Below are 14098 nucleotides of genomic sequence, written 5' to 3'. Positions count from 1 at the left end.
CGCAGTAAGCCACAGGTTTGAAGACCAGAGTTCTTCAGTCGAATACTGGGCCATGAACAGGGCCCATCAGATTGTCGTCCACCACGGTATGAGCCTGATCGAAGCCGCGCAGTGCCTTGACCGCAAGCGAACCAGCGCAAGCACCTACGCGCTCAGAAAAGCGATCATGGATTGCCTTGTCGAAGCGCTCACACAAGGCACCCAGCAGGAGGTGACGCCTGCAGAATGAGTCTCATCACTGAGAGTTGAAGTCGAGTTCGCACAACTGCATCGAAGCTTTTCATTCCTGTGTTACTGTTTTCACCAGTACAAACGCAGTGATTGGAGTGCAGATGCTTGCAACACTTGCGATGCTGATCAGCCTGTCTTCGGCTGCAACGCCCGTCGTACAATCGCCTGCCACTGCGGGCGGTCCGTCCGGCGAGGTCGATGTCGAACTCGTCCTAGCCGTCGATACCTCCCGTTCCATGGATTTCGAAGAGGTCGCCATCCAGCGCGAAGGCTATATCGAAGCTCTCCAGCACAGGGAATTTCTCGATGCGGTCAGGTCCGGCATGACCGGCCGCATTGCGATCAGCTATTTCGAATGGGCTGGCGGGGTCGTGCCGGGGTCGGTCATCGACTGGCACGTGATCGAAAATGCGCAGGATGCGCTCGTCTTTACGCAAAAACTGGCAGCGCGTCCGATCGAGACACAGAGGCGGACGTCGATTTCCGCGGCGATCACGCAAGGGGCGACGATGATCGTCTCCAACCCGCTGAGGGGCATGCGGCAGGTCATCGATATCTCGGGCGATGGGCCCAACAATTCCGGCAACCCGGTTGAGCCTGCAAGGAACAAGGCGGTCGAGGCCGGAATCGTCATCAACGGTCTGGCTCTGATGCTGCGACCGTCAGGTGCACCGGGCGGCCTGGACAAGTATTACGCGGATTGCGTGACGGGTGGTCCGGGCTCCTTCGTTCTCCCGGTTCACCGCATCGAGGATTTCGCAGTCGCGGTGCGCCGCAAGCTGGTGATGGAGGTGAGCGGCATCACGCCTCCGGAGAAAGTCATGAAGATTGCGTCCGGGCCGAAAAGCGATTGCATGATGGGCGAGAAACAGTGGCAGGACATTTTCGACCGTTAGACCGGGACTCAAGACGGGGCAGTAAGCATCAAAGCCGCGCGGACCAGCTTTTGACGTGGGCCGCAACCGTCTTCAGGTGATCGTCGGCGGAATAGCCTGAAACGGTTTTTCGCGGCTTCAGATCGTGATCGCCATCGGGAAGCCACAGGAGTTCGATCGCGTCCGAAAGATCGTAGCCTTTGACCTCCTCTTCGCTGCCGAGCGGGTCGCGGGTTCCCTGGCAGATCAGCGTCGGCGTCTTAAGGTCGCTCAGATGTGCAGTGCGGAGCTTGTCCGGTTTGGCCGGCGGGTGGAACGGATAACCCAGGCAGAGGAGACCGGCAATCCTGCCATCGGCAAACTCCTGGTCAGCAACCATGCTGGCGACGCGTCCGCCCATGGATTTTCCGCCGATCACCAAAAGGGATTTCACATCAAGGTCGGTGATTGCCTTTAGGTATTCCTCCTGCAATCGTTCGGCTTTCGGTGGCGGCCGGTTGCTGCCGCTTTCACGCCGCGCCGCCATGTATGCGAACTCGAACCGCGCCACGCGAAACCCTTCGTCAGCGAGAGCCTCAGTGACCGCTTTCATCGCGCTTGAGTCCATCGGGGCGCCTGCGCCATGCGCAAGAAGGATGGTCACCGGCGCGTCTTGTCGTCCATCGATCAGAAATTGTGTCGCCATCGTTAAGAAGCCCTTCCGCAAACTGAGGATAAGTCCTTTTATCGGCAGAGGGATAGCTAGCCAATCGGGGCCATGTTCCTATCTATGCCATTCAGGCGTGTAAGCGAAAGCGACCGGTTTGGGCGGAACTGCCAGTATCGAAAACAGCAAGACGCAAGCCGACGGCGAATTGCGGCGCTTTCTCGTGGGCCTTGGCCGGGGTGCCGCGGGCGCGATGCTGTTCGGCATCCCCATGCTGATGACGATGGAGCTGTGGGAACTGGGTTTCTATATCGAGCAATCCCGGCTCCTGATCCTGCTCCTCGTCAACATCCCGCTCCTGATCGTGCTTGCGCATCTCATCGGGTTTGAGCGGACCTCTACCTTCTGGCAGGCCGTGCGCGACGCGTTGACGGCCTTCGCGCTCGGGATCGTCATAAGTGGTGCGGCACTTGTGATGCTCGGCGTGCTGAAGGCCGATATGCCCATGGCAACGATCATCGGCAAGATCGCCATCCAGGCGGTTCCGGCAAGCATCGGCGCCATGCTCGGGCGCTCCCAGCTGGGTGGAGAGGATAACGCTGACGACGAGGACGACGAGACGTCCCAGTCATCAGATGCCGTTCCCGACAGTCTTTCGACGAACTACGTGCGCGAGCTGTTTCTGATGGCGATCGGTGCACTGTTTCTCAACCTCAATGTCGCGCCGACGGAAGAAGTCGTCCTGATTTCCTACAAGATGATGAACTGGCACGGGGTGGTAACAATCCTGGTGTCGATCGCCATCATGCACTGTTTCGTCTACGCGGTGTCTTTTCGCGGCGGGCACAGAATGCCGGAAGACAGCTCACGCTGGCCTATCTTCTTCCGCTACACGCTTCCCGGTTATATGGTCGCGATGCTGGTCAGCCTCTATGTGCTGTGGATCTTCGGCCGGCTGGACGGCATGGCGGCAACGCCGGTGCTGATCTCGGTCATCGTCCTCTCATTCCCGGGGGCGATCGGCGCTGCCGCGGCCCGACTGATCCTTTAGCGAGGCCCTGATGAAAGACACGAGCGATATCGGCAAGGTCACAGAAAAGGGTGAGGCACACTGGATCGAATGGGTCACTGCGATCGTTTCGACGCTGATTGTTGCGGGCGTCCTTGGCTGGGTTGGCTGGCGCGCCGTAAGTGAGGAGAAAGTCCCGCCCGCGTTCCGTATCGAGATCACCGAACGCATGCCCGTCGAGGGCGGCTACCGCATCCGGTTCGATGTTTCCAACAGCGCTAACCGAACGGCGGCAGCGGTCGTCGTGCGCGGCGAGGTCATGGATGGTGATGCGGCCGTCGAACAGGCGGATGTCACCTTCGATTACGTTCCCGCGCAATCGAAAGCCTCGGGAGCCATCCTTTTCGCCCGTGAGCCGCGTCAGGACCAGATCCGGTTGCGGACGATCAGCTTCACCGATCCCTGAACGGGCGCCGCCAGCCGATCATGGCTTTTCGACGGGCGCCGCCAATGCAATCCACTCACGTTCTGGAATCCGGCGTGACATTTCGTGTAGCGATGACGGGATCGATTCGGAGTCATGTGCGTTTATGTTCGCTGCCTGCGACCGACCAAGAGGTGAGGTCGCGGTAAAAGAAGAATTAAATGGAGTACAGGGATGAATAAGACTTTCGCCGCGGCTGTTGCCGCCCTGCCGATCGTTCTCACCGCAACGACCGCCTTTTCTGCTGACGTGATTTCGCGCAGGGATGCACCATACCAGGAAGCTGACCAGCGCGGCGGCGTCCGTATCGGCTATCTCGATTGCCAGGTCGGCGGTGGCGTCGGTTACGTCATCGGTTCCGCCAAGGAAGCCGAATGCACCTTCTCGTCCACGATGGGCAGCGAGCCGATCGATCAGTACACCGGCGTCATTCGCAAGATGGGTGTCGATCTCGGCTTCACCACGCGCAGCCGCTTGATCTGGGCAGTCTTCGCACCGACCGCTGGCTATCACCACGGTTCGCTCGGCGGCCTCTACCAGGGCGCAACGGCTGAAGCGACTGTCGGTGCCGGCATCGGCGCCAACATTCTCGTCGGCGGCACATCCGGTTCGATCCATCTCCAGACCGTCAGCATCACCGGTCAGCTCGGCCTGAACGTTGCTGCGACAGGTACTTCGGTTACGCTGACCCCAGCCAACTGATCTATCGGCCAGACGTCAAGTCATTTGGAAGGCCGCCGGGTAACTCCGGCGGCCTTTCCATGTCTGGTAGCAACCTCTTGAACCGGTCCGCGCAAAATCATATTTTGACCCTGTCGCTTGGAAACAGCGTGCAGTTTGCGATCAATCAATTCGGCTAGGCGGCCGCGCCCCTACCGCGACAAGATAAGGATCGGCATCATGGATATAGAGAAAATCTTGGCGTCCGTCGTCGCGGTACGCGCCTCCATTCCCGATAACGCGTTCACGGCCGATGCTCTCGGCGTCCGGCGCGAAGGCAGCGGTGTGGTCATCCGGGAAAACGGTCTTATCCTGACGATCGGCTATCTGATTACCGAGGCCGATGACGTGTGGATCACGAGCCGTGATGGCCGCAAGGTCCCGGGCCATGCACTCGCCTACGATCAGGAAAGCGGCTTCGGTCTCGTGCAGGCCTTGGCGCCCTTGGAACTGCCTGCGCTCGAGATCGGGGATTCCGACAATGCTGCTGTCGGAGATCCGATCGTTTTTGCGGACGGGGAGGGCCAGTATGTGCGCGGCAATATCGTCGCCAAGCAGGAGTTCGCAGGATACTGGGAGTACCTGCTCGACGAGGCGATCTTTATCACGCCGGCGCATCCCTCCTGGGGAGGCGCCGCGATGGTCGATGCCGAAGGCCGGTTGATCGGCGTCGGCTCGCTACGGCTGCAGATGAGCAAGGGCGGAGAGATCGCCGATATCAATATGGTGGTCCCGATCAACCTACTGGCTCCAATCTTGGATGACCTGCTCAACAGCGGCGAATTCAAGCGCCAGCCGCGCCCTTGGCTCGGCGCGTTCTCGGCAGAAACGAATGGCGACGTCGTTGTCATGAGCGTCACCGAAAATGGCCCGGCCGCAAAGGCAGGGCTCAAGCGTGGCGACGTCATCTCGGAAATCCGCGACGGTGAGGTCGACGGGTTGGCTGACTTCTACCGCAAGGTTTGGGAAAGCGGACCGCCCGGTGCCGAAATTCCCATGCGTGTTCTCCGTGACGGCCGCGAAGCCTGGCTTCGCGTGAAATCGGCGGACCGCAACGACTTCCTTCTGAAACCGCAACTGCAGTGAACGACAGCCGGATTACCGGATCAGGATCGCCCTGAAATCGTTGACATTCGTGCCCGTCGGGCCGGTGACGAACAGGTCACCGGTCGCTTCGAAGCCGGTATAGCTGTCGTTGCGTGACAGAAGCGCGCGTCCATCCTGTCCGGCCGCGATCAGTCGCCTTGTCGTGCAGCCGTCACAAAAGGCGCCGGCGTTGTTTTCGGAGCCGTCGATCCCATCCGTATCGGCTGCGAGCGCAGTGATCTCAAGGCCGTCGATCGCGAGCGCAAGGGCCAGTGCGAATTCGCCGTTGCGTCCGCCACGTCCGCCGTCGGAGCGCAGCGTCACAGTCGTTTCGCCACCTGAGAGAAGCACGGCAGGCTTGGCGAACGGCCGGTCGTGCTTTGCAATTTCCCGCGCAATCGCTGCATGAACGAGCGCCACATCGCGCGCTTCACCTTCGATGGAATCCGACAGGATATGCGGCGTCAGGCCATGTGCCAGCGCTATCTCGGCGGCGGCCTGCAGCGAAACGCCGGCCGAGGCGATGACGTGGTGCTCGTTCCGGGCGAAAACCGGGTCTGAAGGATCGGGAGCATCTGCTGCGGGCGACGTCAGATGCGCCATCATGTCCCGCGTGAGATTGAGTCCGTAGTTTTCGACGATGGCCAGCGCATCGTGCCGCGTGCTTTCGTCGGGGATTGTCGGGCCGGACGCGACAAAGGCCGGATTGTCGCCGGGAATGTCGGAGACGATCAGGCTGACGACCCTGGCCCGGGTTGCTGCTGCAAGCCGGCCACCTTTGATGGTCGAAAGATGCTTGCGGACAACGTTCATCGCTGAAATCGGCGCGCCCGATGCCAGCAGGATCTCGTTGAGCGCGATCTCGTCATCGAGCGTCAGTCCCTCCGGTGGCGCCGGCAGAAGGGCAGAGCCGCCGCCGCAGACCAGTGCAATCACCAGATCCCGTTCCGTCAGGCTGGAGACCGCCTCCATGATCCTGACGGCAGCGGCGAGACCGGCCGCATCGGGCACCGGGTGAGACGCTTCCAGAACCTCGATAAACCGTGTTTCGCAACCGTAGCCGTAACGGGTGACGACGACGCCCGAGAGTTCGCCGGGCCATATCGTTTCGAGCGCAGCGGCCATCTGGGCCGCGCCCTTGCCGGCACCGACAACGACGGTACGGCCGTCTTGCGGCTTCGCTGGCAGGTGCCGGCTGATGCCGGTCAGAGGATCGGCGGCCTTTACCGCCGCACGAAACATCGCCTCCAACAACGTCCGATCCTGCATTCTCCGCTCCCTCATGCCTCTTTAGCCCGTTCGATCACGGTGACCTGCGGTCGTCAATCGCGTTTGCCCGCCGCCCCTGCAATGTCGCGCGCCGCCTGGCGGATCGTCTGCATCAGAATATCGAGCGGCGCAGGGACGCCGGCCTCGGCCTTGAGGGTCAGCCCCACCGGACCCTTCGTCTCCGCCGTGTCGATGGGCAGCGTTGCCAGCAGGCCGTGGGCGATATCGGCCGCCACAACGCCGTGGGAGATGATACAGATAGCGTCGCTGGTCTGGACGAAGGCGCGACCGAACGTATCGGAAACCGTCTCGATCTGGACCGGGAGATCGGTAATGCCGTGGGTGATCAGAAACTGCTCGACGACGGGCCGAATGATCGATCCGCGCGTCGGCATCAGGATCGGGAAATGCCCCAGCGTCTCAAAGAGCGACTGTTTCGCCTCGAGCAGAGGATGCCCGGTGCGGACCGCAAACACGACCTGTTCCGAATAGAGATGCTCGAAGCTCAACCCCGCCATTTTCTCGGGCGCCGCAAGCCGTCCCACCACCAGATCGAGATCGCCGAGGCGTAGCTGTTCCATCAGGACGGCATTCTCGCCCGTCACGATCTTGACCTGGCCGCCTGCATTCTCGGCAAGGAAAAGCGTCATTGCCAGCGGCATGATGTTGCTGGCGACCGTCGGGAGCGCGCCGATCCGCAGCGGCATTGTGTCACCAAAGCGGGTGGTGGAGACGGCATCCATGCCCCTCTTCAAGGAGGCGAGCGTGGTTCCGGCGTGGCGCAGAAACACTTCCCCTGATCGCGTCAAGCGCAGACCGCGGCCTTCGCGCTCGAACACCGTCACGCCAAGCGCCTCCTCCATCTCGCGAATGGTCTTCGTCACCGCCGGCTGGCTGACATTCAGCACCTTGGAGGCCTGCACGACACTCTTCTGCCGGGCGACCTCGACAAAGGTCTGCAGGTGGCGGAACTTGATCTTGAGATTGTCCAAATTCATAACCCATGGGTTAAGCAATCGGCAGAAATTATCATTTTACTTAACTGCATGCCAGTGCGAACACTATGCCCGGGAGGATTTGGTTCATGCAGTTTGTCGATCTTGGCGGCGTCACAGTTCACTATGACATCGACTGGGCGGGAGATGGCCGGCCGGTCGTGGTGCTCGTCAACTCGCTCGGCACGGATAGCCGCATCTGGCATCACGTCATCCCTAAGCTGGCGGGTGACTATACGGTTCTCACCTATGACAAGCGTGGTCACGGATTGTCGGATCTCGGAAATCCCCCTTATTCCATAGAGGATCTCTCCGGCGAACTTGCAGCCCTGCTCGATCATCTCGGCCTGTCCGATGTCATCGTCTGCGGCCTTTCCGTGGGTGGATTGATTGCCCAGAGCCTCTACGTGTCGCGGCCGGATCTCGTTCGCGCGCTGATCCTTTCCAACACGGCGCACAAGATCGGGACACCGCAGATGTGGGCTGACCGTATCGGCGCCGTCGAGCAAAACGGGATCGGCAGCATTCTCGAACCTGTCATGCAGCGATGGTTCACCGCAGCATTCCGCGAGCCCGGAAATGCCGCCTACAAGGCCTATTGCAACATGCTGGTGCGCCAACCCGCCCTCGGCTACAGCGGCACATGTGCTGCGATCAGCAAGGCGGATTACACGGAGCAGGCAGCCCGGATCGCGGTGCCGACGCTTTGCATAGCAGGCGATCAGGATGGATCGACCCCGCCGGAACTGGTGCGCTCCCTGGCGGATCTTATTCCCAATGCACGCTATGAAATCATCGAAGGCACGGCGCATATACCCTGTATCGAAGCGCCTGGCGCCTATGCGGCCCTGATCCGCGGCTTTCTCGAAGAACTGGAGTCCTGAACGACATGGCAGAAGCTTCCATCCCGTCGGAACGCTACAATCAGGGACTGGCGACGCGTCGCTCGGTTCTTGGCGAGGCGCATGTGGACCGCGCTCTTGCCAACGAGACGCCGTTCGACCAGCCGTTCCAGCAGTTGATCACCGAAGGCGCCTGGGGCTCCGTCTGGTCTCGCGAGCAATGGTCGAAGCGCGAACGGTCGATGGTGACGATCGCGCTTCTGGCCGCACTCGGCCATGATGAAGAGGTGGCGATGCATATCCGCGCCACGGCCAATACGGGAGCGACGCGCGAGGATATCTGCGAGGCGCTGATGCATGTGGCGATCTACGCAGGCGTGCCCGCCGCCAACCATGCTTTCAAGATCGCCAAGGCCACCTATGCCGAAATCGATGCGGCAAAGCCTGCTGCGGAGGAGCAGAAATGAGCAACGCACCACCAGAAACGACACCCTTCTTTGCCCGAGACCGGGAGAGGCACCCTCCGGCATACACGCCCGGCTACAAGACCTCGGTCTTGCGCTCGCCGCAGCGGGCGCTGATCTCGCTCGAAGGCACGCGCAGCGAAATCACCGGGCCGGTGTTCGGTCACAACATTCTCGGCGAATTCGATAACGACCTGATCGTCAACTACGCCAAGCCCGGTGAATCCGCGATCGGCGAGCGCATCATGGTCTATGGCCGTGTGCTCGATGAACGGGGCAGGGGCGTTGCGGGGGCTCTCGTCGAATTCTGGCAGGCCAATGCCGGCGGACGCTATCGCCACAAGAAGGAAAGCTATCTTGCACCGCTCGATCCCAATTTCGGCGGTTTCGGCCGGGCGATCGCGGATGCAGAGGGCTATTACTGTTTCCGGACGATAAAGCCCGGTCCTTACCCCTGGCCGAACGGCGTCAACGACTGGCGTCCGGCGCACATCCATTTCTCGGTATTCGGGCACGGTTTTGCCCAGCGCCTGATCACCCAGATGTATTTCGAGGGCGATCCGATGATCTGGCTCTGCCCGATCGTCAAGACGATCCCGGACCGGCACGCGATCGAAAGCCTGATCGCACCGCTCGACATGAATGCCTCGATCCCGCACGATCTGCGGGCCTACAAGTTTGATATCATCCTGCGCGGGCGCCGCTCGACCCTTTTCGAAAATCGTCTGGAAGGCAATTGATCATGGCGCAGCCGCTGAACTACCTCAAAGAAACGCCATCCCAGACCGCCGGGCCTTACGTGCATATCGGTTGCACGCCGAATTTCGCAGGCCTTGAAGGCATCTACGACCAAGATCTTGGGTCCGGGCCGATGGCCAGCGACAAGACCAAGGGCGAACGGATCACCATCAGGGGTTTTGTCTATGACGGTGCCGGCGCACCGCTGAAGGATGCGCTGATCGAGATCTGGCAGGCCGACGCGGACGGGATCTACAACAGCCCGTCGGAAACGCGCGGTGCAGCCGATCCCAATTTCCTGGGGTGGGGCCGTTGTCCCGGCGATATGGCAACCGGCGAGTTCGCGTTCGAAACGATCAAGCCCGGGCGGGTGCCGTTCCGGGACGGCCGGCTGATGGCGCCTCATGTCACGTTCTGGATCGTGGCGCGTGGCATCAATCTTGGCCTGCAGACGCGAATGTATTTCTCCGACGAGGAAACCGCCAATGCGGAGGATCCGGTCCTTGCCCGCATCGAGCATCGCGTGCGGGTGCCGACCCTGATCGGGCAGCGGGACGGTGATACGGTTCGCTTCGACATCCATCTCCAGGGTGACAAGGAAACGATATTCTTCGATATCTGACGGCTACTTTCGAGAAAGACCAGCAAGGTGACAATTCCGGCATGAGCGTTTCCGCATTCGAACATCCCTTCCTGTCCGGTCTGCTCGGCGATGAGGAGGTCTCAAGGCTTCTGTCTCCAGAGGCCGAGATCACGGCGATGCTGGCCTTCGAAGCGGCTCTCGCCACCGCGCAGGCAAAAAGTGGTCTGATACCGGATGCATCCGCGCAGGCGATCGCTGCGGCATGCGCGTCGTTTTCGCCCGATATGGCCAAGTTGAAGCAGGCGACAGCCAGAGACGGTGTCGTCGTTCCGGAGTTGGTCCGACAGCTGCGGAGTGCGATCGGTGGGGAGGCGGCGCCGCATGTCCATTTCGGCGCGACCAGCCAGGACGTTATCGACACGGCTCTGATGCTGCGCCTGAAATCGGTCGCCGCGCTTCTGTCGGGGCGACTGCAGGATCTGGCCGAGCGGTTCGGTGAAGTTGACCGGGCGCACGGTTCCCGCGCGATGATGGGGCATACGCGCATGCAGGCGGCCTTGCCGATCAAGGTATCGGACCGCGTGGATGCCTGGCGCCATCCGCTTATCCGCCAGAAACATCTACTTGCCGCCTTTGCCGAGGATGGCTTTGCGCTGCAGTTTGGCGGTGCCGTCGGCACGCTGGAAAAACTGGGTGATCACGCGGCTCAAGTGCGCGCCATGATGGCCGCCGAGCTCGGCCTTGCCGATGCGCCGCAATGGCAGAGCCAGAGAGGAAGGCTTGCCGAGTTCGCCGGCATCCTTGCGACAATTTCTGGAAGCCTCGGCAAATTCGGACAGGATATCGCTCTTCTCGCGCAAATGGGGGGCGAGATAACACTGTCTGGCGGTGGTGCCTCATCGGCCATGGCGCACAAGCAGAACCCGGTGGCGGCCGAAGCGCTTGTCGCTCTTTCGCGCTACACTGCGGTCCAGCTTTCCGGCATGCAACTGGCCATGGTCCACGAGCAGGAGCGCTCGGGCGCTGCCTGGACGCTGGAATGGCTGGTCCTGCCGCATATCGTGATGGCGGCGGGTGCGGGCCTGCGGCTGGCCGGCGAGCTCGCTTTCAACATCACCGAGCTCGGCCGCGATGCCCCGCGCGATATTTGACGGATAGCAATCGGCTGACACGCCGATTTCGGTTTTACATTGCAGCACCGCATGCAATCTTCTCGCAACGTTACATCGGGAGGCGATGCGACACATGGCACGGGAGAGCCTAATGAAGACGCTGATTTCAACTGTTTTCGCACTGACCTTGATGTCGGGAGCCAGCTATGCCGAGACCATCAAGGTCGGCGTCGTCGGTCCCTTCTCGGGCCCATTCGCGCTGCAGGGAAAAAACTTCAAAGCCGGTATCGATGCCTTCTTTGCCCTGAACGGCAAGAAGGTTGGCGATAACGAGATCGAGGTGGTCTATCGCGACGTGCCGACCGCCGATCCCGCCAAGTCCAAAGCGATGTCGCAGGAGCTGATCGTTCGCGAGAAGGTCCAGTATCTCGCCGGATATTATTTCACGCCAGACGCGATGGCGGCGGCCCCCATGCTGCAGCAGGGCAATGTGCCGATGGTTGTCATGAACGCCGCCACGTCCGCAATCGTGAACGCGAGCCCTTATGTGGTGCGCACCTCGTTTACCACCTGGCAGACGGCCACGCCGCTCGCCAAGGTCGCCAAGGACGGCGGCGTTACCAAGACGATCACGCTGGTCAGCGATTACGGCCCAGGCGCCGATGCCGAGACGGCTTTCAAAACAGCGTTCGAGAAAGAGGGCGGGCAGGTTGTCGAATCCATCCGGATGCCGCTTTCGACAACGGATTTCGCACCGTTGATGCAGCGGATCAAGGATTCCGGCGCGCAGGCGCTGTTCACCTTCCTGCCATCCGGCCCGCCGACGCTTGCCTTCGTGAAGGCCTATAACGACACCGGTCTCAAGGCAGCAGGCATCAAGTTCTTCGCAACGGGCGATCTGACGCAGGAATCCGATCTGCCGGCTCTGGGCGAAGCCGGCCTTGGCCTCACCACCAGTTTCCACTACGCGGTCTCGCATGACTCGGCCGAAAACAAGGCTTTCGTCGAAGCAGCGCAAAAGGCGATCGGCAACCCTGCCGAACTTTCCTTCCCGGCCGTCGGCGCATTCGATGGCATGCATGTCATCGCAAAAATGATCGAGGCAACCGGCGGCAAGCAGGATGCGGCCAAGGCCGTCGAGGCCGTCAAAGGCCTGTCATGGACCAGTCCGCGTGGACCCGTGACGATCGATCCTACCAGCCGGCACATCACCCAGAACATCTATCTGCGCAGCGTCGAGAAAGGCGCAGACGGCAAATACTTCAACAAGGAAATCCAGACCTTCGAGAAACAGGGCGATCCGGGTCTGGCCTTCGCCAAGAAGTAGGCGTTCCGGCTGAGTGCTGCTCCGGCCTGTCAATGGGTTTGCAAGACCAACCCAATTGTCAAAACGGCCCTGCTGAACCCGTGTTCAGCAGGGTTGGAAAGCCTTCGAGTTAGGATGCCCGGCTCGCCGACACGTTCGCAGCATCCGTTAGTTTGCAAAGCGCCATTACCCTTCTTACTCATGTAGAGCGCATCGTACGCGTCCTAAGTCGGGCTACGCGTCGGAGAACCCAAACGGAGCCTCCGTCCTCCGATAGTTGTCCGGAAGTACCTGCCGTCCAATCGGCGGTTCGGCACGAGAAGTGCATTCTGTGCGCTGACAGAGCTGGCACGCAATGCCGATAGGCGTCGGATTATGTGTCTGAGGGTGCTCTGAGGCGTAGACAAGCCGGTCTGCATATCGAGCCTCACAGACGATCGCGATCGCGCGGTCGACGCTCGGAAGGCCGTGGCTGCCACCGCCCGAGTGCACGGTTCGAGCTATCGAGAAGAACCTTTGGCCATCAGGCAGCTCCATCCATTGTGTCACGACCCGCCTTGGAGAGGTAAACACCTGATGGACCGTCCACAACGGACAGCCGCCGCCGTGTCGTGCAAAGGGAAAGGCGCCGCTGTTCAGTCTCTTGGAGACGTTTCCGGCAACGTCGACCTTTATGAAGAAGAAGGGAACTCTCTCGTGTCCGGGCTTCTGGAGCGTCGTGAGCCGGTGCGCAGTCTGCTCGAAGCTCGTCCCGAAGAAACGAGCTAATGAGTCTAGATCGTATCGGCGAGCCTCCACAGCTTTGGCAAAGGCAGCATACGGCATCAGGATTGCCCCCGCGCAATAGGCAGCGATAGCTCGATGAGCAAGCCGCTCCGAATTCTGCGATTCGAAATTCCCTTCGGCAACGGTGCTTGCAATCTCGTTCTCAAACTCGAGGTAGGCGAGCTGCTGCGCCATCTGGAAATTCTGGCTTGAATGATCCAGAGCTTCGTTGAGCAGCAGTTCCTTGCGATGCCAGTCAAGTCGCCGGAGGGATCCTGACATCACCTCTGTGGGAAGCCTTCGGACTTTAAACCCGTGCTCGTTCTGGAGGAAGGCTGGCAAACCGCCGCCTTGGCTTACCCGGCCCGCCAGCTTTTCCGACAGCGTGTCCAAAATCGGGAAGAAGTTCTTTCGGGCGGCTAGAAAGCTTCTGACGGCGGCGATGGAATCCCCTTCAAACGGGCGTCCGTCGTTTGTCGTGTGTTGGCGCCGGTCGGCTAAAGCGAACTGCTCCTCTTTGTATGCCGTGTAAAGTCGCAGCAGCGCTTCAGCAAACCCGGGAAAGCTGTGTGCGATATCCGCGATATCGACCGCATTCAAATCGATGTCAGTGAAGATCGCGTCTCGTGCTGCAAGCCGTAACTGCGCGACAAGATCCTGGCCTGAGTCAGCGGTAAATTCGCTAAAATCGATCTTATACGCCTTGGCGAGGCGCAGCAGTATTTCAGCTGTCACCGGGCGCTGATTGCGTTCCATCAGCGCGACATAGGATGGCGAGATGTCGAGGTCGCTCGCCATCTCTACCTGCTTCAGGCCCAAGTCCCGGCGAAGTCTTCGCAAGCGCGGCCCAAGGTAAACACGATTATCCATACAAGCATTACAGCATTTCGAAGAACTTCTGTAAAGTTTGACAGCTTGACTTCAGTGTGGCTCGCCATGGCCTTACCGGCTGTTATCGTCCCATGGACAGAAA

The 14098-nt window shown here is 60.6% G+C and carries 16 protein-coding genes; 12 read left to right on the top strand and 4 right to left on the bottom strand.

Annotated features, from left to right (window positions below):
• The first annotated feature begins 52 nt into the window (after nt 1–52).
• Together ASG19_RS24190 and ASG19_RS06975 are read left to right on the top strand one after the other, a co-directional pair.
• Nucleotides 53–229, top strand: coding sequence for a hypothetical protein (locus tag ASG19_RS24190; protein ID WP_175487295.1), 177 nt, complete (start codon nt 53–55; stop codon nt 227–229).
• Nucleotides 230–332: 103 nt separating this feature from the next.
• Nucleotides 333–1127, top strand: coding sequence for a DUF1194 domain-containing protein (locus ASG19_RS06975; RefSeq protein ID WP_062454443.1), 795 nt, complete (start codon nt 333–335; stop codon nt 1125–1127).
• Nucleotides 1128–1155: 28 nt separating this feature from the next.
• Here the strand turns inward: ASG19_RS06975 and ASG19_RS06970 are convergent, their stop codons facing one another.
• Nucleotides 1156–1791, bottom strand: a complete 636-nt coding sequence (locus ASG19_RS06970; protein WP_062454442.1) for an alpha/beta family hydrolase — start codon at nt 1789–1791, stop codon at nt 1156–1158.
• A gap of 118 nt (nt 1792–1909) precedes the next feature.
• Between ASG19_RS06970 and ASG19_RS06965 the strand changes: the two genes are divergently transcribed.
• The 4 genes from ASG19_RS06965 (at nt 1910) to ASG19_RS06950 (ending at nt 5051) form a co-directional block, all read left to right on the top strand.
• Nucleotides 1910–2803 carry a TIGR02587 family membrane protein gene (locus tag ASG19_RS06965; RefSeq protein WP_244476090.1) on the top strand — a complete coding sequence of 298 codons (894 nt, stop codon included), beginning with the start codon at nt 1910–1912 and terminating at the stop codon, nt 2801–2803.
• Between the two features lie 10 nt (nt 2804–2813).
• On the top strand, nt 2814–3227 hold the full coding sequence (locus ASG19_RS06960) for a TIGR02588 family protein (RefSeq protein ID WP_062454440.1): 414 nt from the start codon (nt 2814–2816) through the stop codon (nt 3225–3227).
• A gap of 192 nt (nt 3228–3419) precedes the next feature.
• The gene (locus ASG19_RS06955) at nt 3420–3947 is read left to right on the top strand and encodes a DUF992 domain-containing protein (protein WP_062454438.1); all 528 of its coding nucleotides are present in this window, start codon (nt 3420–3422) and stop codon (nt 3945–3947) included.
• Between the two features lie 198 nt (nt 3948–4145).
• The gene (locus ASG19_RS06950) at nt 4146–5051 is read left to right on the top strand and encodes a S1C family serine protease (RefSeq protein ID WP_062454437.1); all 906 of its coding nucleotides are present in this window, start codon (nt 4146–4148) and stop codon (nt 5049–5051) included.
• A gap of 12 nt (nt 5052–5063) precedes the next feature.
• Here ASG19_RS06950 and ASG19_RS06945 read toward each other — a convergent pair whose 3' ends face one another.
• Both ASG19_RS06945 and pcaQ read right to left on the bottom strand, forming a co-directional pair.
• A complete protein-coding gene (locus tag ASG19_RS06945; protein ID WP_062454435.1) occupies nt 5064–6320 on the bottom strand; it encodes a glycerate kinase in 1257 nt (418 codons plus the stop codon).
• 53 nt (nt 6321–6373) lie between these two features.
• Nucleotides 6374–7312 (bottom strand): pca operon transcription factor PcaQ, encoded by a 939-nt coding sequence (gene pcaQ, locus ASG19_RS06940; RefSeq protein WP_062454984.1) that lies wholly within the window; start codon nt 7310–7312, stop codon nt 6374–6376.
• 92 nt (nt 7313–7404) lie between these two features.
• Between pcaQ and pcaD the strand changes: the two genes are divergently transcribed.
• From pcaD to ASG19_RS06910, 6 genes are all read left to right on the top strand, one after another.
• Nucleotides 7405–8199, top strand: a complete 795-nt coding sequence (pcaD, locus tag ASG19_RS06935) for a 3-oxoadipate enol-lactonase (RefSeq protein ID WP_062454433.1) — start codon at nt 7405–7407, stop codon at nt 8197–8199.
• A 5-nt stretch (nt 8200–8204) separates the two neighbouring features.
• Nucleotides 8205–8624, top strand: coding sequence for a 4-carboxymuconolactone decarboxylase (pcaC, locus tag ASG19_RS06930; RefSeq protein WP_062454431.1), 420 nt, complete (start codon nt 8205–8207; stop codon nt 8622–8624).
• Nucleotides 8621–9361 (top strand): protocatechuate 3,4-dioxygenase subunit beta, encoded by a 741-nt coding sequence (pcaH, locus tag ASG19_RS06925; protein WP_062454428.1) that lies wholly within the window; start codon nt 8621–8623, stop codon nt 9359–9361. Before pcaC ends, pcaH begins: the two co-directional genes overlap by 4 nt.
• Before the next feature lie 2 nt (nt 9362–9363).
• A complete protein-coding gene (gene pcaG, locus ASG19_RS06920) occupies nt 9364–9981 on the top strand; it encodes a protocatechuate 3,4-dioxygenase subunit alpha (RefSeq protein WP_062454426.1) in 618 nt (205 codons plus the stop codon).
• A 41-nt stretch (nt 9982–10022) separates the two neighbouring features.
• Complete coding sequence (locus tag ASG19_RS06915; protein ID WP_062454422.1) at nt 10023–11093, top strand: 3-carboxy-cis,cis-muconate cycloisomerase; 1071 nt, start codon at nt 10023–10025, stop codon at nt 11091–11093.
• Between the two features lie 112 nt (nt 11094–11205).
• Nucleotides 11206–12381, top strand: a complete 1176-nt coding sequence (locus ASG19_RS06910) for an ABC transporter substrate-binding protein (protein WP_062454420.1) — start codon at nt 11206–11208, stop codon at nt 12379–12381.
• 213 nt (nt 12382–12594) lie between these two features.
• On the opposite strand, the gene ASG19_RS06905 is transcribed toward ASG19_RS06910, so the two are convergent.
• Entirely contained in the window at nt 12595–13995 is a 1401-nt protein-coding gene (locus tag ASG19_RS06905; RefSeq protein WP_062454418.1) for a short-chain fatty acyl-CoA regulator family protein, read from the bottom strand.
• Nucleotides 13996–14098 lie beyond the last annotated feature (103 nt).

Source organism: Rhizobium sp. Leaf306, from assembly GCF_001423425.1.
Classification (GTDB): Bacteria; Pseudomonadota; Alphaproteobacteria; order Rhizobiales; family Rhizobiaceae; genus Neorhizobium; species Neorhizobium soli.
Note: the sequence above shows the minus strand (reverse complement) of the source record. Positions and strands in the feature narration are given on the sequence as shown.